19 protein-coding genes are annotated in these 19,549 nt (G+C 71.7%); 6 read left to right on the top strand and 13 right to left on the bottom strand.

Features of this window, described 5'->3' with window-relative positions; all coding sequences use genetic code 11:
- Positions 1-408 precede the first annotated feature (408 nt).
- Genes hisF through hisD form a run of 8 tightly spaced genes read right to left on the bottom strand, consistent with a single transcriptional unit; the run spans position 409 to position 6,110 of the window.
- Positions 409-1,164: an imidazole glycerol phosphate synthase subunit HisF gene (hisF, locus tag OG207_RS31085; RefSeq protein WP_161293725.1), complete on the bottom strand. Its 756-nt coding sequence runs from the start codon at positions 1,162-1,164 to the stop codon at positions 409-411.
- Positions 1,161-1,547: a RidA family protein gene (locus OG207_RS31080; RefSeq protein WP_328790837.1), complete on the bottom strand. Its 387-nt coding sequence runs from the start codon at positions 1,545-1,547 to the stop codon at positions 1,161-1,163. Before OG207_RS31080 ends, hisF begins: the two co-directional genes overlap by 4 nt.
- Entirely contained in the window at positions 1,544-2,275 is a 732-nt protein-coding gene (priA, locus tag OG207_RS31075) for a bifunctional 1-(5-phosphoribosyl)-5-((5-phosphoribosylamino)methylideneamino)imidazole-4-carboxamide isomerase/phosphoribosylanthranilate isomerase PriA (protein ID WP_328790836.1), read from the bottom strand. Before priA ends, OG207_RS31080 begins: the two co-directional genes overlap by 4 nt.
- Positions 2,275-2,925: an imidazole glycerol phosphate synthase subunit HisH gene (gene hisH / locus OG207_RS31070; RefSeq protein WP_329102959.1), complete on the bottom strand. Its 651-nt coding sequence runs from the start codon at positions 2,923-2,925 to the stop codon at positions 2,275-2,277. Before hisH ends, priA begins: the two co-directional genes overlap by 1 nt.
- Positions 2,922-3,089 carry a hypothetical protein gene (locus tag OG207_RS31065; RefSeq protein ID WP_030009964.1) on the bottom strand — a complete coding sequence of 56 codons (168 nt, stop codon included), beginning with the start codon at positions 3,087-3,089 and terminating at the stop codon, positions 2,922-2,924. The genes hisH and OG207_RS31065 overlap by 4 nt, the downstream gene beginning before the upstream one ends.
- A gap of 2 nt (positions 3,090-3,091) precedes the next feature.
- Entirely contained in the window at positions 3,092-3,685 is a 594-nt protein-coding gene (gene hisB / locus OG207_RS31060; RefSeq protein WP_329102957.1) for an imidazoleglycerol-phosphate dehydratase HisB, read from the bottom strand.
- Complete coding sequence (locus OG207_RS31055) at positions 3,682-4,791, bottom strand: histidinol-phosphate transaminase (RefSeq protein WP_329102955.1); 1,110 nt, start codon at positions 4,789-4,791, stop codon at positions 3,682-3,684. Before OG207_RS31055 ends, hisB begins: the two co-directional genes overlap by 4 nt.
- Positions 4,788-6,110 carry a histidinol dehydrogenase gene (gene hisD, locus OG207_RS31050; RefSeq protein ID WP_329102953.1) on the bottom strand — a complete coding sequence of 441 codons (1,323 nt, stop codon included), beginning with the start codon at positions 6,108-6,110 and terminating at the stop codon, positions 4,788-4,790. Before hisD ends, OG207_RS31055 begins: the two co-directional genes overlap by 4 nt.
- Before the next feature lie 126 nt (positions 6,111-6,236).
- Here hisD and OG207_RS31045 point away from each other — a divergent pair, with 126 nt between their 5' ends.
- The 3 genes from OG207_RS31045 (at position 6,237) to ybaK (ending at position 9,172) form a co-directional block, all read left to right on the top strand.
- Positions 6,237-7,832 (top strand): oxidoreductase, encoded by a 1,596-nt coding sequence (locus OG207_RS31045; protein WP_402696278.1) that lies wholly within the window; start codon positions 6,237-6,239, stop codon positions 7,830-7,832.
- 96 nt (positions 7,833-7,928) lie between these two features.
- Positions 7,929-8,666, top strand: coding sequence for an LON peptidase substrate-binding domain-containing protein (locus OG207_RS31040; protein ID WP_329102951.1), 738 nt, complete (start codon positions 7,929-7,931; stop codon positions 8,664-8,666).
- A gap of 8 nt (positions 8,667-8,674) precedes the next feature.
- Entirely contained in the window at positions 8,675-9,172 is a 498-nt protein-coding gene (gene ybaK, locus OG207_RS31035) for a Cys-tRNA(Pro) deacylase (RefSeq protein WP_329102949.1), read from the top strand.
- A 149-nt stretch (positions 9,173-9,321) separates the two neighbouring features.
- Here the strand turns inward: ybaK and OG207_RS31030 are convergent, their stop codons facing one another.
- From OG207_RS31030 to OG207_RS31015, 4 genes are all read right to left on the bottom strand, one after another.
- Positions 9,322-9,996 (bottom strand): hypothetical protein, encoded by a 675-nt coding sequence (locus tag OG207_RS31030; protein WP_329102946.1) that lies wholly within the window; start codon positions 9,994-9,996, stop codon positions 9,322-9,324.
- A 47-nt stretch (positions 9,997-10,043) separates the two neighbouring features.
- Positions 10,044-10,805 (bottom strand): ABC transporter permease, encoded by a 762-nt coding sequence (locus OG207_RS31025; protein ID WP_329108022.1) that lies wholly within the window; start codon positions 10,803-10,805, stop codon positions 10,044-10,046.
- Positions 10,806-10,912: 107 nt separating this feature from the next.
- On the bottom strand, positions 10,913-11,950 hold the full coding sequence (locus tag OG207_RS31020; protein WP_402696275.1) for an ABC transporter ATP-binding protein: 1,038 nt from the start codon (positions 11,948-11,950) through the stop codon (positions 10,913-10,915).
- Between the two features lie 28 nt (positions 11,951-11,978).
- Complete coding sequence (locus tag OG207_RS31015) at positions 11,979-13,286, bottom strand: NYN domain-containing protein (protein ID WP_329102944.1); 1,308 nt, start codon at positions 13,284-13,286, stop codon at positions 11,979-11,981.
- Between the two features lie 220 nt (positions 13,287-13,506).
- On the opposite strand from OG207_RS31015, the gene OG207_RS31010 reads away from it, so the two are divergent.
- Positions 13,507-13,671, top strand: coding sequence for a hypothetical protein (locus tag OG207_RS31010; RefSeq protein WP_329102942.1), 165 nt, complete (start codon positions 13,507-13,509; stop codon positions 13,669-13,671).
- Between the two features lie 73 nt (positions 13,672-13,744).
- Here OG207_RS31010 and dnaE read toward each other — a convergent pair whose 3' ends face one another.
- The gene (gene dnaE, locus OG207_RS31005) at positions 13,745-17,290 is read right to left on the bottom strand and encodes a DNA polymerase III subunit alpha (RefSeq protein WP_329102940.1); all 3,546 of its coding nucleotides are present in this window, start codon (positions 17,288-17,290) and stop codon (positions 13,745-13,747) included.
- Between the two features lie 172 nt (positions 17,291-17,462).
- Here dnaE and OG207_RS31000 point away from each other — a divergent pair, with 172 nt between their 5' ends.
- Together OG207_RS31000 and OG207_RS30995 are read left to right on the top strand one after the other, a co-directional pair.
- Positions 17,463-18,788, top strand: a complete 1,326-nt coding sequence (locus OG207_RS31000) for a DUF2252 domain-containing protein (protein ID WP_329102938.1) — start codon at positions 17,463-17,465, stop codon at positions 18,786-18,788.
- Between the two features lie 39 nt (positions 18,789-18,827).
- On the top strand, positions 18,828-19,514 hold the full coding sequence (locus OG207_RS30995; protein WP_329102936.1) for a hypothetical protein: 687 nt from the start codon (positions 18,828-18,830) through the stop codon (positions 19,512-19,514).
- Positions 19,515-19,549 lie beyond the last annotated feature (35 nt).

Genomic DNA, 19,549 nt, shown 5'->3' with positions numbered 1-19,549 from the left:
CGAGCCCCCGCGCCTCAAGCGCCGGCGGGGCTGGGTTTGGCCCCCTGGTCGGGGTGGGACCGGGGGGCGGGGGTGCGGGGCCGCCGGGGGGTGTCTCCTCGGCTCGCGCCTGACGGGCCATCTCGGCCGTACCCGGCGGTTGCGCGCTCGTCCTGCGGGGACACCCCCCACCGTCCCCACACCCCCACCCCGGGCCGCCTCACACCGGGCCGCGGGGGCGGGGACACTCCGGGGGCTCCCCGCAGGACGAGCGCGCAACCCAGGCCGAACGGCAGGACCACGGCCGCCTGGCGCGAGCCGAGGAGAGCCCCCGGAGGGGCACCGCCCCACCCGAAGCCAAACCCAGCCCCGCCGGCGATTGAGGCGCGGCCACCGGCCCGCACCCGGAACCGCAACCCCCGGGCGGGATCAGCGGACCGGGTGGCCCGCTTCGCGGAGGGCCGACTTGACCTCCGAGATGCGCAGGTCGCCGAAGTGGAAGACCGACGCCGCGAGCACCGCATCGGCACCCGCCTCGATCGCCGGGGCGAAATCGGCGAGGCGGCCCGCGCCGCCCGAGGCGATCACCGGGACCGTGACGTGCTTGCGGACCGCCGCGATCATCTCGACGTCGTAGCCGTCCTTGGTGCCGTCCGCGTCCATCGAGTTGAGCAGGATCTCGCCCGCACCCAGTTCGGCCGCCCGGTGCGCCCACTCGACCGCGTCGATGCCGGTGCCCTGCCGGCCGCCGTGCGTGGTGACCTCGAAGGTTCCGGCAGCGGTGCGGCGCGCGTCGACGGACAGGACGAGGACCTGCCGGCCGAAGCGCTCCGCGATCTCCTGGATCAGCTCGGGGCGGACGATGGCGGCGGTGTTCACGCCGACCTTGTCCGCGCCGGCCCGCAGCAGCTTGTCGACGTCGTCGGCCGTGCGGACGCCGCCGCCCACCGTGAGCGGGATGAAGACCTGCTCGGCGGTGCGGCGCACCACGTCGTAGGTGGTTTCGCGGTTCCCGGAGGACGCGGTGATGTCGAGGAAGGTCAGCTCGTCGGCGCCCTCGGCGTCGTACAGCTTCGCCATCTCCACCGGGTCGCCCGCGTCGCGCAGGTTCTGGAAGTTGACGCCCTTGACGACCCGGCCGTTGTCCACGTCCAGGCAGGGGATCACGCGTACGGCGAGGGTCATTCCGCCACCGCCTTGAACGCCTCGACCTCCACCTCGACGACCATGCTGGGGTCGACGAAGCCGGAGACGATGAGCATGGTCGCGGCCGGGCGGACCGCGTCGAAGAGTTCCTTGTGGGCGCGGCCCACCTCGTCCACGTCCCGGGCGTGCGTCAGGTACATGCGGGTGCGCACGACGTCCTCGGGGCCGAGGCCGGCCTGGGCGAGCGCCTTGAAGGCGACGCCGAAGGCGGCGACGGTCTGGTCGTACGGGCCACCCGCGTCGGCCGCGGTGCAGCCGGAGACCAGGACCAGGCCGTTCGGCAGCTGCACGGCGCGGGAGTACGCGATGACGTCCTCATAGGGGCCGCCGGAGGAGATGCGGCGTACGGCGTCGGAACTCATGCGGATACCACCTTCAGGGCTTCTTCCAGGGTGAAGGCCTTGGCGTACAGGGCCTTGCCGACGATCGCGCCCTCGACGCCCAGCGGAACCAGTTCGGACAGCGCCCGCAGGTCGTCGAGGGAGGAGATGCCGCCGGAGGCGACGACGGGCCGGTCGGTGGCGGCGCAGACGTTCTTCAGCAGCTCCAGGTTGGGGCCGGTCAGCGTGCCGTCCTTGCCGATGTCGGTGACGACGTACCGGGCGCAGCCCTCGGAGTCCAGGCGGGCGAGGGTCTCGTAGAGGTCGCCGCCCTCGCTGGTCCAGCCGCGGCCCTTGAGGGTGGTGCCGCGCACGTCGAGGCCGATCGCGATCTTGTCGCCGTGCTCGGCGATGGCCTTGGCGGCCCACTCGGGGGTCTCCAGGGCGGCGGTGCCCAGGTTGACGCGGGTGCAGCCGGTGGCGAGGGCCGCGGCGAGCGAGGCGTCGTCGCGGATGCCGCCGGAGAGCTCGACCTTGATGTCCATGGCGCGGGTGATCTCGGCGACCAGGGCGCGGTTGTCGCCGGTGCCGAAGGCGGCGTCCAGGTCGACCAGGTGCAGCCATTCGGCGCCGGAGCGCTGCCAGGCGAGGGCCGCGTCCAGCGGGGAGCCGTAGGAGGTCTCGCTGCCGGAGACCCCGTGCACAAGGCGGACGGCCTGTCCGTCGCGGACGTCGACCGCGGGCAGGAGTTCGAGCGTGGGTGCGGTCATCACAGGGTCTCGATCCAGTTGGTGAGGAGCTGGGCGCCGGCGTCGCCGGACTTCTCGGGGTGGAACTGCGTGGCCCACAGGGCCCGGTTCTCCACCGCCGCCACGAAGCGCTCGCCGTGGGTGGCCCAGGTGACCTTGGGGGCGCGGATCGCCGGGTTGGTGATTTCGAGGCTCCAGTCGTGCGCCGCGTAGGAGTGCACGAAGTAGAACCGGGCGTCGGCGTCCATTCCCTTGAAGGCCTGGCTGTCGGCCGGGGCTTCGACGGTGTTCCAGCCCATGTGGGGGACGATCGGGGCCTTGAGCGGGCCGACCGTGCCGGGCCACTCGTCGAGGCCCTCGGTCTCGACGCCGTGCTCGATGCCGCGTTCGAAGAGGATCTGCATGCCGACGCAGATGCCCATGACCGGGCGGCCGCCGGAGAGCCGGCGGCCGATGATCCAGTCACCGCGGGCGTCCTTGAGGCCCTGCATGCAGGCGGAGAAGGCGCCGACGCCGGGGACGAGGAGTCCGTCGGCGTCCATGGCCTTGTCGTAGTCGCGGGTGATCTCGACGTTCGCGCCGACGCGGGCGAGGGCCCGCTCGGCGGAGCGGACGTTTCCGAAGCCGTAGTCGAAGACGACGACGTTCTTGGTGGGGCGGACTGCGCTCATTCCCAAATTCCCTGGATTCGCAGGACTCCGGCGGCCAGACACATCGCGGAGGCCAGAGCCAGCAGGATGATGACCGACTTGGGCATCTTCTGCTTCTGGAAGGAGTAGACGCCCCCGGCCAGGAACAGGCCGAGGACGATCAGGATGGTGTTCAGGCCGTTCACGGCTAGAGGGCGCCCTTCGTGGAGGGCAGGATGCCGGCCGCGCGCGGGTCGAACTCGGCGGCGTAGCGCAGCGCCCGGGCGAGGGCCTTGAACTGGCACTCCACGATGTGGTGGGCGTTGCGGCCGTACGGGACGTGGACGTGCAGGGCGATCTGGGCCTGCGCGACGAAGGACTCGAAGATGTGCCGGGTCATCGTCGTGTCGTACGTGCCGATCATCGGCGCCATGTTCTCGGGCTCGGTGTGCACGAGGTAGGGGCGGCCGGACAGGTCGACGGTCACCTGGGCGAGGGACTCGTCGAGCGGCACGGTGCAGTTGCCGAAGCGGTAGATGCCGACCTTGTCACCGAGGGCCTGCTTGAAGGCGGCGCCCAGCGCGAGCGCGCTGTCCTCGATGGTGTGGTGGCTGTCGATGTGCAGGTCGCCCTCGGTCTTGACGGTGAGGTCGAAGAGGCCGTGGCGGCCGAGCTGGTCGAGCATGTGGTCGTAGAAGCCCACGCCCGTCGAGACGTCGACCTGGCCGGTGCCGTCGAGGTTTATCTCGACGACGACCGAAGTCTCCTTGGTGGTCCGTTCGACCCGTCCGATGCGGCTCATGCGTGCTGCTCCTTCTTCAGTGCGCGAACCGCTTCCAGGAACGCGTCGTTCTCCGCCGGGGTGCCGGCGGTGACCCGCAGCCATCCCGGTACGCCGTTGTCGCGGACCAGGACGCCCTGGTCGAGGATCTTCTGCCAGGCGGTGTGCGAGTCCGCGAACTTCCCGAACTGGATGAAGTTCGCGTCGGAATCGGTGACCTCGAATCCGATGGCCCGCAGTTCGGCGACCAGGCGGTCGCGTTCGGCCTTGAGCTGCTCGACGTAGCCGAGCAGGGTGTCGGTGTGTTCCAGGGCGGCCAGTGCGGTGGCCTGGGTGACGGCCGACAGGTGGTACGGCAGGCGCACCAGCTGGACGGCGTCGACGACGGCGGGGTGCGCCGCCAGGTAGCCCAGGCGCAGGCCGGCCGCGCCGAAGGCCTTGGACATGGTCCGGGAGACCACCAGGTTCGGGCGGCCCTCGATGAGGGGCAGCAGCGAGTCGCGGTGGCTGAACTCCACGTACGCCTCGTCGACGATCACCAGGGAAGGCTTGGCCGCCTGCGCCGCCTCGTAGAGGGCGAGGACCGTCTCGGCGTCGACCGCGGTGCCCGTGGGGTTGTTGGGCGAGGTGATGAAGACGACGTCGGGGGCGTTCTCGGTGATCGCCTGCTCGGCCGCCTCCACGTCGATCGTGAAGTCCTCGCGGCGCGGCCCGGAGATCCAGCCGGTGCCGGTGCCGCGGGAGATCAGCGCGTGCATCGAGTAGGAGGGCTCGAAGCCGAGCGCGGTGCGGCCGGGTCCGCCGAAGGTCTGCAGCAGCTGCTGGATGACCTCGTTGGAGCCGTTGGCGGCCCAGACGTTCTCCCGTGCGACCGGGTGCTTGCCGGTACGGGTGAGGTAGGCGGCGAGCTCGGTGCGCAGCTCGACCGCGTCCCGGTCGGGGTAGCGGTTGAGGGTGCGGGCCGCCTCGGAGACGCGCTCGGCGATGCGCCGCACGAGCTCCTCGGGCAGCTCGTACGGGTTCTCGTTGGTGTTCAGCTGGACGGGCACGTCGAGCTGCGGGGCTCCGTACGGAGACTTGCCGCGCAGCTCGTCCCGGATGGGGAGGTCGTCGATTCCGATGCTCACTGGTTCGGGACCTTCCATCCGAAGCGTGCCTTCAGGGCGGCGCCGTGCGCGGGCAGGTCCTCGGCCTCGGCCAGCGTCACCACGTGGTGGGTGACCTCGGCGAGGGCGTCGCGCGTGTAGTCGACGATGTGGATGCCGCGCAGGAAGGACTGCACGGACAGGCCGGAGGAGTGGCAGGCGCAGCCGCCGGTGGGCAGCACGTGGTTCGAGCCGGCGCAGTAGTCGCCCAGGGAGACCGGGGCCCACGGGCCGACGAAGACGGCGCCGGCGTTGCGGACGCGGGCGGCCCAGGAGGCGGCGTCGGCGGTCTGGATCTCCAGGTGCTCGGCGCCGTACGCGTCGACGACCTTGAGGCCGTCCTCCAGGCTGTCGACCAGCACGATCGCGGACTGCTTACCGGCCAGCGCCGGCTTGATCCGGTCCTCGACGTGCTTGGTCGCGGCGACCTGCGGCGCCAGCTCCTGCTCGACGGCGTCCGCGAGCTCCGCGGAGTCCGTGACGAGCACGGCGGCGGCCAGCGGGTCGTGCTCGGCCTGGCTGATCAGGTCGGCGGCGACGTGCACCGGGTCGGCCGTGGAGTCGGCGAGGACGGCGATCTCGGTCGGGCCGGCTTCGGTGTCGATGCCGATCTTCCCGGTGAAGTAGCGCTTGGCGGCGGCGACCCAGATGTTGCCGGGGCCGGTCACCATGTTGACCGGCAGGCAGTCCTCCATGCCGTACGCGAACATCGCGACGGCCACGGCGCCGCCGGCCGCGTACACCTCGTCCACGCCGAGCAGCGCGCACGCGGCGAGGATCGTCGGGTGCGGCAGTCCGCCGAACTCACGCTGCGGCGGGGACGCGAGCGCGATCGACTCGACGCCCGCCTCCTGGGCCGGTACGACGTTCATGACGACGGAGGACGGGTAGACCGAGCGGCCGCCCGGGGCGTAGAGCCCCACGCGTTCCACGGGAACCCACTTCTCGGTCACGGTGCCGCCGGGGACCACCTGGGTGGTGTGCTCGGTGCGGCGCTGATTGCGGTGCACGATCCGGGCGCGCCGGATCGACTCCTCCAGGGCGGCGCGGACGGCCGGGTCCAGCTGTTCCAGGGCGGCCTTGATGGCCTCCGCGGGTACCCGGACCTGCGAGAGCTCGACGCCGTCGAACTTCTGCGCGTACTCGATCAGCGCCGCCGTGCCACGATGATGGACGTCCTCGCAGATGGGCCGCACCTTCTCCAGGGCGGCTTCTACGTCGAACTCGGCACGGGGCAGCAGGGAGCGCAGGGCGCCGCCCTCGGGGAGGGCGTCACCGCGCAGGTCGATACGAGAGATCACCCCACAATTCTCTCAGACCGCTTCGCGCCACCGTTCGCCCGTATCACTGGCTGATACGGGCCCCGGATGTCACAGGCGCCCGATAGCTTTCCCCGTACACGGAGATGACAGCGGAGGGGGGCCGCCGTGACCGAGGCGCGCACGGACGAGGAACCGGCGGATCTCACCGCTTCCGAACGCCGCATGTGGGACGCCTACCGCACGGGCAGCGTCTGCGATCTCAGCGCCCGCGCCGCCGACCGCGACGATCCGCACGCCGAGCACGTCTGGGGGCCCGAGCGCAGCGTCCGCGCCCGGGTGGTCGCCCGGCTGCTGCTGCACGGTCCGCCGCCCGTGCCGGGCCGGGTGGCCTCCCTCAAGCTGCGCGGGGTGCGGATCAGCGGGCGGCTGGAACTGTCCGGTGGCGCGGTGGCCCCGTACGTGGAGCTCCAGTCCTGCCGCTTCGACAGCGAGATCCAGCTGTCCGAGGCCCGCTTCGGCACGCTGCGCCTGATCAACTGCGCGATACCGCGGCTGGAGGCGGCCCGGCTGCACACCGAGGGCGATCTGCACCTGCCGCGCTGCCGGGTGGCGCGCGGGATCCGGCTGACCGACGCGCAGATCGGCACCGACCTGCTGGTCAGCCAGGCCGTGGTGCAGCGCGACAACAAGGGCCGGGCGATCTCCGCGGACGGGATGTCGGTGGCGCAGGACTTACAGGGGGAGCTGCTGGAGACGTACGGGGAGGTGAGCCTGCGCGGCGCGAAGGTCGGCGTGTCGATGAACCTGCGGGGGGCCCGCCTGCGCAACCCGCAGGGACGGTTCGCGCTGAACGCCCCGCAGCTGACCGTCGAGCGGACCCTGTACCTGACCTCCATCGCGTTGGACTACGCGGCGTACGGGGGTTCCTCCACTCCCCCGTACGGGCTGGGGCCGACGCCCACCCGGGGCCGGCGGGCCCAGCACTTCGAGTGCCGGGGCGGGTTGCGGCTGGACGACGGCCGCTTCGGTGACGCCATCGACTTCTACGGGGCGCGGTTCACGCTCACGCCCGAGCAGGAGATATCGCTGCGCCGGATCCAGACCCCCGAGTTCCGGTTCGTCGGCGAGCGGCCGGAGCAGGGCCGGGTGGTGGTGTCCGGGGCCAAGGTGGTCAAGCTGGTCGACACGTCCACGAGCTGGCCGGGCCCGGGCGGGCTGTCCATCGAGGGCTTCGTCTACGAGAACCTCGCGCCCCGGGGGCACTTCCCGCTCTCCCGCCGCCTGGAGTGGCTGGAGGCCGCCACTCCCGAGTACTCGCCGGAGCCGTACGAGCGGCTGGCCGCCGTACTGCGGGCGAGCGGCGAGGACCAGGACGCCCGCGAGGTGCTGCTGGCCAAGCAGCGGCGGCGCCGGGCCACGCTGCCGCTGGGGCCGAAGGCGTGGGGGTACCTCCAGGACTGGACGGTGGTCTACGGCTACCGGCCGGGCCGGGCCGCGCTGTGGATGGCGGTGCTGTGGGCGGCGGGGGCGCTGCTGTTCTCGCAGCTCCACCCGCCGGCGATCAAGGAGGACGAGCATCCGCAGTGGAGCGCCGCCCTGTACGCGCTGGACCTGCTGCTTCCGGTGATCGACCTCGGGCAGCAGGGTCAGTGGAAGCTGGAGGGCGGCTGGCAGTGGGGGGCGGCGGGCTTGGTCGTCATGGGCTGGATCCTGGCCACGACGGTGGCGGCGGGGGCTTCCCGGCTCCTGCGGCGGGGGTGACGGGGGCGGGGGTCGTCCGGCGGACGGGGCACGTGACGCCGTCCGCCCCTCAAACGCCGGACACCCTCGGTGGCCCGGGCGATTACCCTGTGCGTCGTGACCACCGTTCGCCTGCCCCTCTTCCCGCTGAATTCGGTGCTGTTCCCGGGACTCGTCCTCCCGCTGAACATCTTCGAGGAGCGTTATCGCGCCATGATGCGCGAGCTGTTGAAGGCGGGTGAGGACGAGCCGCGCCGTTTCGCGGTCGTCGCGATCCGCGACGGCCGGGAGGTCGCGCCGACCGCGCCCGGCCTGCCGGACCAGACGTCCCTGCCCGAGCGGGGCCCGGCGGCGGGCTTCGGCCCCGACCCGATCCAGGCCTTCCACCGGGTGGGCTGCATCGCCGACGCGGCGACCGTCCGGGAGCGGGAGGACGGCAGCTTCGAGGTCCTGGCGACCGGTACGACGCGGGTCCGCCTGGTCTCGGTCGACGCCTCGGGCCCCTTCCTGACGGCTGAGCTGGAAGAGCTCCCGGAGGACGCGGGCGACGGCGCGGGCGTCCTGGCCGAGGGCGTGCTGCGGGCCTTCCGCAACTACCAGAAGCGGCTGGCAGGGGCCCGCGAGCGGTCCCTGACGGGCGCGGAGCTCCCCGACGAGCCCTCGGTGGTCTCCTACCTGGTGGCTGCGGCGGCGGTGCTGGACATCCCGGCGAAGCAGCGGCTGCTCCAGGCCCCGGACACCGCGACCCGGCTGGCGGAGGAGCTGAAGTTGCTGCGTACGGAGACGGCGGTGATCCGTCACCTCCCGTCCCTTCCGGCGGTGGACCTGACCCGTGCCCCGACGAGCCCGAACTGAGCACACACATGGCGAAGAAGTCCAAGCAGGCGGCGGGCACCCCGGCGATCGTCGCCCTGACGGCGGCGGGCGTGCCGTTCACCACGCACGCGTACGAGCACGACCCGGCCCATCCCTCGTACGGGGAGGAGGCGGCGCAGGCGCTCGGCGTCTCGCCCGCGCAGGTCTTCAAGACCCTGGTCGCGGACGTGGACGGGGTCCTGACGGTGGCGGTGGTCCCGGTCTCGGGGTCACTGGACCTGAAGGCCCTGGCGACGGCGGTCGGCGGCAAGCGTGCGGCGATGGCCGACCCGACCCTGGCGGAGCGCACCACGGGCTACGTCCTCGGCGGCATCTCCCCGTTGGGGCAGCGCAAGCGGCTGCGCACGGTGATCGACGCCTCGGCCTCGGCGCACCCCACGATCTGCTGCTCGGCGGGGCGCCGCGGCCTGGAGATCGAACTCTCCCCGTCGGACCTGACCACCCTCACCTCGGCCACCTTGGCCCCGATCGCCCGTCAGAACTAGCCCTGCCGGCGTTTGAGGCGCGGGCACGGGGCGAAGCCCGGCTCTCCCAGCCTCGCCGGCGCTTGAGGCGCGGGTCCGGGGCGGATCCCCGATCCTTCAGCCCCGCCGGCGTTTGAGGCGCGAGGTCCGGGGGCGGAGCCCCGGCGGGGTCAGGACCGCGGGGCCTCCGGTGCCGAGGGAGCGGCATCGGCGGGCGGCGGCGTCGCCGACGTCGGTGCCTGGTAGAACCCCGACCAGCCGAGCACGGGCTCGGGATCCGGTTCCCGCGGCGTCCACAACGCGGTCAGCCCCAGGTGCAGCAGCACGGCGGTCATTGGCCAGACCAACAGCGCCCCGTGCGCGAGCAGCTCCAGCGGCGCGTCGAACGGAACCCCCTTGCCCGCCTGCTTCGCGGCCGCGACGAGGTCCGACGACGGGCCCAGCCACAGTCCGAACCGCCATCCCACCAGTGCTCCGAAGCAGGACCCGACGGCCAGCCCGATCACCAGCGGCACACCGCCGGCCCGGCGCCACAGGAAGGTGCCGACGGCGGTGAGCACGCCCAGCCCCAGCGACAGCAGGAAGAAGGTGCCGTCGGAGGCGATCCGCGCCTCGCTCTCGCTGTTGTGCAGGAACACGGCCTCCCCGTTGGAGACGTACTGCACCCGGGGGGCCAGCCACAGCCACAGCAGGCCGAGGAGCAGTCCGGCCGCCCCGACGAGCAGGGCGACGACGGCCCCGTCCCGGACGTCCTCCGGGGTGATCGCCCCGGAGGCGGCCCCCGGCTTCTCGGTCGGGAGCGACGGCGGGTCGAGCGGGGACTGCGGGGTCACGGCTTCGGTCACCCCCACATCGTGCCAGGTGTGCTCGGCAGCAGCGTCGGCGGACCGTGTCAGCGGACGGCCGCCCGGCGGTACGCCCAGGTCGCGACGGTGAGCGAGAGGACCCCGACGGCCCCGCACACGCCCAGGTCGAAGGCGACGGCGGCCCAGTCCGGCTCCGGAGCGAACGTACGGGCGAACGCCTCGACGCCGTACGTGGACGGCAGCAGGTCCCGGGCCCATACGATCACCCCCGGCATCCGCTCGGGCGGCAGCACCCCGAGCAGCAGCGCCGCCGACATGCCGAGCTGCCCCGCGAGGGTGGCCAGCTCCTGCCGCGGTGCGAGCAGTCCCAGCGCCGCGCCGAGCCCGGCCAGCGCGGCCCCGGCCAGCGGTACCACCGCGGCCAGGATCCACAGTCCGCTCATCGGCAGCCCGAACAGCAGGCATCCGAAGACGGCGGTGACCAGGGTCCCCGGCAGCGTGAAGGAGGCGTACGCGGCGGCCGCGCCCAGCACCACCGACGCCGGCGGCACGGGCAGGGTGGCGTAGTGGTCGAGCCCGCCGCCGGCCCGCAGCTGCCCGAAGTACTGGGCGAGCAGGTTTAGGGCGACGAAGGCGACGACGAGCACCGAGGAGCCGGCGACGACGGCGCGGGCCTCCGAGCCCCCGTCGACCACGCCCCGCATCAGGATCATGATCCCGACGGACTGGAAGGTGGCGACGAACAGCAGCGGGATCCGGGCCACCCGGGCCCGGGACAGCTGGGCCCGGTAGACGGCGGCCAGGGCGGGGAAGAACCGCGCGCCGGGCGCCAGCGGCGCGGGCTGCAGTGTCTGTGCGAGGTCGTCGGCGGCGCCCGCCGGCGCGGCGGCCGCCGGGGGCGAGGGCACGGCATCGGGCGCGAGCACGGCCCGGACGGCCCCCGTTGAACGGTCGCTCACGACTTCACCAGCCCTTTCGTCTTGCCGCCGAGGGCCAGGTACACGTCTTCGAGGCTGGGGGTGGCCAGGGTGAAGTCGTCGAGCGCGGCGAAGGCCGGGCCCCCGGTGACCGAGGCCACCGCCGCCCTCGCCTCGTCCGGGGCCAGCCGGAGCACCCAGCGGCGCCCGGACTCGACCGCCCGGTCGCGCAGCTCGGCGACCTCCGGGACCTCCAGCGGAGCGCTTTCGCGCCAGACCAGGTCCAGCCGGACCTCGCCCGAGACGGTGGCCTTCAGTCCGGCCGGGGTGTCGCAGGCGATGACCTTGCCCTGGTCGATGACGGCGACCCGGTCGAGGACGGTCTCGGCCTCGATGACGTTGTGGGTGACGAGCAGGACCGTCGCGCCGTGTTGCGCGCGCCGCCGGTCGACGGCGGACCACACGGCCCGGCGGGCGACCGGGTCCATGCCGGTGGTGGGCTCGTCGAGGACCAGTACGGGCCGCTCCCCCACCAGAGCGGTGGCGAAGCAGGCGAGGCGGCGCTGGCCGCCGGAAAGTTTCTTCAGGGGCCGTCCGGCGATCGGGGTCAGCCCGAGCTCCTCCAGTACGGCGTCGCGCTCGGCCCGGGCGGCGCGGGCGCCCTGTCCGCGCAGCCGGGCGGTGGTCTCGGCGGCCAGCGCCACCGTGAGCTCGTCCAGGGCGGTGGACTCCTGCCCCAGGTAGGCGAGCAGCCGGGAGGCCCGTCCGGGGTGGCCCACGAGGTCGTGGCCGAGCAGGGTCACCGAGCCGGAGTCCGGCCGCATCAGGCCGGTGAGCTGGCGGACCAGGGTGGACTTGCCGGCGCCGTTGGGGCCGAGCAGTCCGAAGATCTCGCCGCGCCGGACGTCCAGGCAGATCCCGTCGTTGGCGCGGGTCTCGGGCAGGGCGGGGGCCCCGCGCCGGCCGCGTACCGCGGGATACGTCTTGACCAGGTCACGCACCGTGAAGATGACGTCCGGCGCCGCTCCCGCGGCCGCTGCCGTGCCTTCTCGCGCCTGTGCTGTGCCCGTACTCACGAGGGAGCAGCCTACGGGGTTCTCGGCCCTACTCGGCCGTCGGGGTCAGCGGGGCCGCGAGCTCGCCGGGGCCGGCTCCGGACTCGGTGGCCGGTCCGGCGGCCACGTGTTCGGCGGCGGCCCGGACGTCGATCTCCCGCCAGAACCCGGCGCGGATGGCGTACCGGTCGTGCTCGTCGATCTGGTCGTCCTTGTGCGCGAGCAGCCCGAACCGGGCCGCGTAGCGCAGCAGTTCGCCGTCGATCCGGTGCGGGATCCGCGGGTACATCGCGGCCAGCTTCTGCAGGTGCACGGTCTCCGGGAGCCGCTCCATCCAGCGTCGGGCGAACACCTGTCCCACCTCGAACGGGTCTCCGCCGACGGTGGTGATGTCCTCCTCGCGGTCCGCCCAGCGCTGTTCGGCGCTGGTGAGTTGGGCGAGGGTGGGCAGCGAAGCGGTCTCGGCGGGCTCGCCCAGCGGTCCGGCCCGGTCGATCCACCCCTTGTCGGAGGACCAGCGCAGGGCGCTGGCGGGGGCGTGGGCGCCGCTCGGCCCGGTCTGCGGGTGGCCCTGCTGGCCGGTGGCGCGCAGCGCACCGGCCAGGTCCTTGGGGGTGGGCACCGGCTTGCCCCCGGGGGTGGCGGGTGCCGGTACGGGGGCTCCGTCGCGGTCTTCCGTCCCGTTGGCGGCGGCGCCGTTGCGGGCGGCCTCGGCGAGCGCCGCCTCGGGCAGCGGGGCCGAGAGGATGGCGGCGATGTCGGGGCGCGGTGCGGGCGGCGGGGAGCACAGTCCGGTGAGGTCCTTGGCGCGGACGGCCCGGGTGATCCAGGCCCGGTCCAGGACCCGGCGTTCGTCGGCCTCGGCGACGAGGTCCTCGGACTGGTTGTAGTCCCCGTCGGCGGCCTGGACGGCCCACAGGTGGACGGCGACGCCGTGTTCCTTGGCGGACATCAGGCCGGGCAGCAGGTCGCCGTCGCCGGTGACCAGGACCACGTCGGAGCAGGCCCGGTTGCGGGCCAGCTCGGTGAGTTCGGCGTGCATGGCGGCGTCGACGCCCTTCTGCGCCCAGCGGCCGTCGCTGCGGGTTAGGGCGCCGAGCCGGACGGTGACGCGGGGCATGACGCGCAGCCGCCGGTGTTCGGGCTGGGGCACCCGGTCGGGCGCTCCGTCGAACCAGTAGATGCGCAGCAGGGGCTGTTCGGTGTCGGCCTCGGCCCGCTCGCGCAGGCCCTGGATGAGGGCGGCATGGTCGATGGTGATCCGGGAGCGGGAGGGCTCCCCGGCGAGAAGGCTGGCGGCGGCACCCAGCAGGTAGCCGGCATCCACCAGGACGACGCAGCGGTCCACGCGTTCCACCCTCTTCCCTGGGGGTCCTCTGTGCTTTGCGGCGGTTCCCCGAGTCTGCCCGACCCCAAGGGTGTTGAAGGCCGGAACTCGATCATCGGCGTGGCGGATCTCACGGTCGACGGGGCGGGAGCCATCCGCTACGCGCAGTAATGATCCAAAATGCGCGGTTTCTGGCGTTATGTGAGTGTGAAGGCGGTCCTGGCCCCTAGACCCTCACGGAGGCTCCACCATGGCCAAGAACAAGAACCAGAAGCAGCCCGCCAAGCAGCAGCCCCGGTCGGGGCAGGATCCGGCCAAGGGCACCTCGGAGACCGAGTCGATGCCCTCCTCCTCGGCGCCGAGCCCGATGGACATGGCGCACAAGCGCAAGGAGAAGAAGTTCGGCCACAACTGACGGCCGTACTCGTACGCGGAAGGGCCCGCCCGATGTCACCGGGCGGGCCCTTCCGCGCGTACCGTCGGGGGCGCTATCCGGCCAGGCAGGACGGTCCGAGCAGCACCTTGAGGTCGCCGAAGAGCGCCGGATCGGGCTGGACGCGGTGCCGGTCGAGGCGGAGCACGGTGGTGGTCCGCGGCCCCTGGAGCTTGATCCGCACCTCGGTGTTGCCCTTGTGGTGGCGCAGGATCTCGCCCAGACGGGTCACCATCGGCGGCGTGACCTTGACGGTGGGGATGGTGAGGACCACCGGGGCGTTGGTGCCGGCCGAGGAGAGGTCGGGGACCATCATCTCCATGGCGACCAGGCGGGGGACGTCCTCGCGCTTGTCGAGGCGGCCCTTGACGAAGACCACGGTGTCCTCGACCAGCTGGGTGGAGACGAGCTGGTAGGTCGCCGGGAAGAACATGCATTCGATGGAGCCGGCCAGGTCCTCGACGGTGGCGATGGCCCAGGCGTTGCCCTGCTTGGTCATCTTGCGCTGGAGGCCCGAGATGATGCCGCCGATGGTGACGACGGCGCCGTCGGAGTGCTCGCCGCCGGTCAGCTGGGAGATGCCGGCGTCCGTCTTGTCGGAGAGCACGTGCTCCAGGCCGAAGAGCGGGTGGTCGGAGACGTAGAGGCCGAGCATCTCGCGCTCCTGGGCGAGCAGGTAGGACTTCTCCCACTCGACGTCGGAGAACTCCACGTCGAGGCCGAAGCCGGGCTCGTCGCTCGCGTTCTCGTCACCCATCCCGCCGAACAGGTCGAACTGTCCCTCGGCCTCCTTGCGCTTGACCGCGACCACGTTGTCGATCATCGACTCGTGGTGCGCGACCAGGCCCTTGCGGGTGTGGCCCATCTCGTCGAAGGCGCCGGCCTTGATCAGCGACTCGACGGTGCGCTTGTTGCAGACGACGGCCTCGACCTTGTCCAGGAAGTCGGGGAAGGTGGAGTACTTCCCCTTGGCCTTCCTGCTCTTGATGATCGACTCGACGACGTTCTGGCCGACGTTGCGCACCGCGGTGAGCCCGAAGAGGATCACGTCGTCGCCCTGGGCGGCGAAGTTCGACTCCGACTCGTTGACGTTCGGCGGCAGCACCTTGATGCCCATGCGCCGGCACTCGTTCAGGTAGATCGCGGACTTGTCCTTGTCGTCCTTGACCGAGGTGAGGAGCCCCGCCATGTACTCGGCCGGGTAGTTCGCCTTGAGGTAGGCGGTCCAGTATGTGACCAGGCCGTACGCGGAGGAGTGCGCCTTGTTGAAGGCGTAGCCGGCGAACGGCACCAGCACGTCCCACAGGGCCTGGATGGCCTTGTCGCTGAAGCCGTTCCCGCGTGCGCCCTCCTGGAAGATGGTGAAGTTCTTCGCCAGCTCGTCGGGCTTCTTCTTGCCCATCACACGGCGCAGGATGTCGGCCTCGCCGAGCGAGTACCCGGCGACGATCTGGGCGGCCTTCTGCACCTGCTCCTGGTACACGATGAGGCCGTAGGTGATGTCGAGGACCTCCCTGAGGGGCTCCTCCAGCTCCGGGTGGATCGGAGTGATCTCCTGCTGCTTGTTCTTGCGCAGGGCGTAGTTGGTGTGCGAGTTCATGCCCATCGGGCCCGGCCGGTACAGGGCCGAGACGGCGGAGATGTCCTCGAAGTTGTCGGGCTTCATCAGGCGCAGCAGCGAGCGCATGGGGCCGCCGTCGAACTGGAAGACGCCGAGCGTGTCACCGCGGCAGAGCAGCTCGTACGTCTTGGGGTCGTCCAGCGGGAGGGCGAGGAGGTCGAGCTCGATGCCCTTGTTGGCCTTCACCATCTTGACGGCGTCGTCCATGATGGTCAGGTTGCGCAGGCCCAGGAAGTCCATCTTGATCAGGCCGAGTGACTCGCACTGGGGGTAGTCCCACTGCGTGATCGTCACGCCGTCGGTGTGCCGCACCCAGACCGGGGCGTGGTCGACGATCGGCTCGCTGGACATGATCACGCCGGCCGCGTGCACGCCCATCTGCCGGACCAGGCCCTCCACACCCCTGGCGGTGTCGATGACCTTCTTCACGTCCGGCTCGTTCTCGTACATCGCCCGGATCTCGCCCGCCTCGCTGTAGCGCGGGTGCGAGGGGTCGGTGATGCCGTTGAGGTCGATGCCCTTGCCGAGGACGTCGGCGGGCATCGCCTTGGTGAGGCGGTCGCCCATGGCGTACGGGTAGCCGAGGACGCGTGCGGAGTCCTTGATGGCGTTCTTCGCCTTGATCTTGCCGTACGTGCCGATCATGGCGACCTTGTCCTCGCCGTACTTCTCGGTCACGTACCGGATCACCTCGACGCGCCGGCGCTCGTCGAAGTCGATGTCGACGTCGGGCATGGAGACGCGCTCGGGGTTCAGGAACCGCTCGAAGATCAGCCCGTGCTCGATCGGGTCGAGGTCGGTGATGCCCATGGCGTACGCGACGATCGAGCCGGCCGCGGAGCCTCGGCCGGGGCCCACCGCGATGCCGTTGTTCTTCGCCCACATGATGAAGTCGGCGACGACGAGGAAGTAGCCCGGGAACCCCATCTGGATGATGACGTCCAGCTCGTACTCGGCCTGCTTCTGGCGGTCGTCGGGTACCCCTCCGGGGTAGCGGCGGGCCATGCCGCGCCGCACTTCCTCCTTGAACCAGGTGATCTCGGTGTAGCCCTCTTCGGGGATCTCGAACCTCGGCATGAGGTTCTTGGCCTCGAACATGCCGGTCGTGTCGATCTGCTCGGCGACGAGGAGGGTGTTGGCGCAGCCCTCCTGCCAGGCGTCCGAGGAGTCGACCGCGTACATCTCGTCGGTGGACTTCAGGTAGTAGCCGGTGCCGTCGAAGCGGAAGCGGTCCGGGTCCGAGAGGTTCTTGCCGGTCTGGATGCAGAGCAGGGCGTCGTGGGCGCCGGCCTCGTGCGCGTAGGTGTAGTGCGAGTCGTTGGTGACCAGCGGCGGGATGCCGAGCTTCTTGCCGATCTCCAGCAGCCCGTCGCGCACCCGGCGCTCGATCTCGATGCCGTGGTCCATCAGCTCCAGGAAGTAGCGGCCCTTGCCGAAGATGTCCTGGTAGTCGGAGGCGGCCTTGAGGGCCTCGTCGAACTGGCCGAGGCGCAGCCGGGTCTGGACCTCGCCGGAGGGGCAGCCGGTGGAGGCGATCAGCCCCTCGGACCACTGGCTGATGGTCTCCTTGTCCATGCGCGGCCACTTGGTGAGCCAGCCCTCGGCGTACGCGTCGGAGGACAGCCGGAAGAGGTTGTGCAGGCCGGTGGAGTTCGCCGCCCAGATCGTCTTGTGGGTGTAACCGCCGGAACCGGAGACGTCGTCGCGCTTCTGGTGGGGCTGGCCCCACTGGATGCGCCGCTTGTTGCGCCGGGACTCGGGGGCGACGTACGCCTCGATGCCGATGATCGGCGTGATGCCGGCCTTCTGCGCGGTGTGGAAGAAGTCATAGGCGCCGTGCAGATTGCCGTGGTCGGACATGGCGATGTGCGTCATGCCCATCTCGTTGCACGCGTTGAACATGTCCTTCAGCCGCGCGGCACCGTCCAGCAGCGAGTACTGGGTGTGGACGTGCAGGTGCGTGAACGGCGGCTTTGTCACGGCGCGGGTCCTCCGAGGGCGGGGGGCGGGGGGCAACTTCGAATCCTACGTCGGCCGGGTGACAGATCACGGGCACTGACCGGTACGGTCGGGCGTTGCAGAACCAGGAGGACCGATCCGGCGTCCAGTCGGTCGGAACCTGAAACAGCCCGTGCACCAGGAGGAACCCGCCATGGCGGTCCCCGAGACGACCGACGAGCAGCGCGCCGAGCAGATCCTCGACGTGTTCGACACCGCGTTCGGTGAGCTGCTCGCCGCCGACCCCGCTGCCTTCCAGGTCAAATTCCGCAAGATGGCGGCTTCGGCCTTCGCCTTCTACCGGGGTACCGCCTGTCTCTTCTACTCCGACCTGGAGCGGGACCGGCACGGCGGCCCCTACCTGGACGAGCGGACGGGCCGGGTGTGGATCCACGGAGACCTGCACGCCGAGAACTTCGGCACGTACATGGACTCCAACGGTCGGCTCGTCTTCAACGTGAACGACTTCGACGAGGCCTACGTCGGCCCCTTCACCTGGGACCTGAAGCGGTTCGCCGCCTCCGTCGCCCTGATCGGCTACACCAAGGCGCTCAGCGACGACCAGATAAGCGAGCTGGTGCGCATCTACGCGGGTGCCTACCGGGAGCGGATCCACCGGCTGGCGGCGGGCGCGAAGCACGAGGAGGTGCCCTCCTTCACCCTGGACACCGCCGAGGGCCCGCTGCTGGACGCGCTGCGCTCGGCCCGCTCCCGGACCCGTTTCTCCCTGCTGGACTCCATGACGGAGATACGGGACTACGAGCGCCGCTTCAGCTCCGGCGGCGGCTCGATCGAGCTGGACGCCGCCACCCGCTACAAGGTGCTGGCCGCCTTCGACGGGTACCTGGAGACCCTCCCCGACGAGTCCCTCGTGCGTCCGGACTCCTACCGGGTCAAGGACGTGGTGGGGCGCCGGGGCGTCGGCATCGGCTCGGCGGGCCTGCCCTCCTACAACATCCTGCTGGAGGGGCACAGCGACGCCCTGGAGAACGACGTCGTGATCTACCTCAAGCAGGCGCAGACCCCGGCGGCCTCCCGGCACATCACGGACCGGGCGGTGCGGGAGTACTTCCAGCACGAGGGGCACCGCACGGTCATCTCGCAGCGCGCCCTGCAGGCGCACGCGGACCCGTGGCTGGGCTGGACGGAGCTGGACGGGGCCGGGCAGCTGGTGGCGGAGGTCTCCCCGTACGCGGTGGACCTGGACTGGTCGGACCTGGACGACCCGGAGGAGATCGCGGCCGTCGTCGCCGATCTCGGCCGGGCGACCGCGACCATGCACGCGTCGGCCGACGAGGCCGAGAGCGGGCAGTCCCTGGTGCCCTTCTCCACCGAGCGGGCCATCGACGCGGCGATCGCCGCCGACGAGGACGGCTTCGCGGCGCTGCTCGTGGACTTCGCCCACGCGTACGGGGCCCGGGCGCGCGCCGACCACCAGATCTTCGTGGACCTCTTCCGTAACGGGCGTCTCACTCCCTGAGCCGCTCGTTCCACAGGAACGCATGGCACACTCGCGAGGATGGACATTTCCGGGACGGGACTCAGGGGGCTGCGGGCCGCGCTGTTCAGCGCGCTCGTCGTACTGCTCTCCTCGGGCTCGCACGTCCTGATGTCCCAGGTCCCGCTGCCGCGCACGCTGGTGGCCGGGGCCTTCGCGGGTGTGTTCGCGATCGCCTACGCGCTGGCGGGCCGTGAACGGGGCTTCGGCCCCATCGCCGGGCTGCTCGTACCGCTGGAGCTGGCCGCCGACACCGTCTTCACCACCGGACAGCACCTCTGTTACGGCCCGGCCGGCGGACCCGTCGCGGGCCCGCTGCGCGCCATGGGTCTGGACGCCCTGTGCGGCGGCACGCCGGTGGGCGGGCCGCTGACCGAGGTGACCGGGCCGGCCGACGCGGCCGCGCTGCTGTCCTCGCCGGGGCCGTACACGCCCTGGCTGCTGCTCGGCGCCCACGTCTCGGTCGGGCTGCTGGCCGCGGCCTGGCTGCGGCACGGCGAGCGGGCACTGGGCCGGCTGTTGCGGGCGGTGGCCGCCTTCGCGTTCCGGCCGCTGCTGCTGGCGGCGACCTCGGTCGCGGTGGTCCGCCGGCCGGCGCGGGCGCTGCTGCGGTCGGTCCGCCCGGCCGCCGGGGCCCGCACCCGCTTCCCGGCACACTCCGTGGGACGGCGGGGACCCCCCGTGCTCGGCGCGCTCGCCCGCGCCTGACGCACGTACGGCAGTCCCTTCCACACGTCACACCC

Source organism: Streptomyces sp. NBC_01439 (assembly GCF_036227605.1).
Lineage (GTDB): Bacteria > Actinomycetota > Actinomycetes > Streptomycetales > Streptomycetaceae > Streptomyces.
The sequence above is the reverse complement of the archived record's forward strand: the minus strand, read 5'-3'. Positions and strand labels throughout refer to the sequence as shown.

Excerpts from the sequence above, each read along its gene's own strand:
- priA (WP_328790836.1), bottom strand. The coding sequence starts at position 2,275 with ATGACCGCACCCACGCTCGAACTCCTGCCCGCGGTCGACGTCCGCGAC.
- OG207_RS31010 (WP_329102942.1), top strand. The coding sequence starts at position 13,507 with ATGGCCAAGAACAAGAACCAGAAGCAGCCCGCCAAGCAGCAGCCCCGG.
- OG207_RS31080 (WP_328790837.1), bottom strand. The coding sequence starts at position 1,547 with ATGAGTTCCGACGCCGTACGCCGCATCTCCTCCGGCGGCCCCTATGAG.
- OG207_RS30995 (WP_329102936.1), top strand. The coding sequence starts at position 18,828 with ATGGACATTTCCGGGACGGGACTCAGGGGGCTGCGGGCCGCGCTGTTC.
- hisH (WP_329102959.1), bottom strand. The coding sequence starts at position 2,925 with ATGAGCGCAGTCCGCCCCACCAAGAACGTCGTCGTCTTCGACTACGGC.
- OG207_RS31000 (WP_329102938.1), top strand. The coding sequence starts at position 17,463 with ATGGCGGTCCCCGAGACGACCGACGAGCAGCGCGCCGAGCAGATCCTC.
- hisF (WP_161293725.1), bottom strand. The coding sequence starts at position 1,164 with ATGACCCTCGCCGTACGCGTGATCCCCTGCCTGGACGTGGACAACGGC.
- ybaK (WP_329102949.1), top strand. The coding sequence starts at position 8,675 with ATGGCGAAGAAGTCCAAGCAGGCGGCGGGCACCCCGGCGATCGTCGCC.
- hisB (WP_329102957.1), bottom strand. The coding sequence starts at position 3,685 with ATGAGCCGCATCGGACGGGTCGAACGGACCACCAAGGAGACTTCGGTC.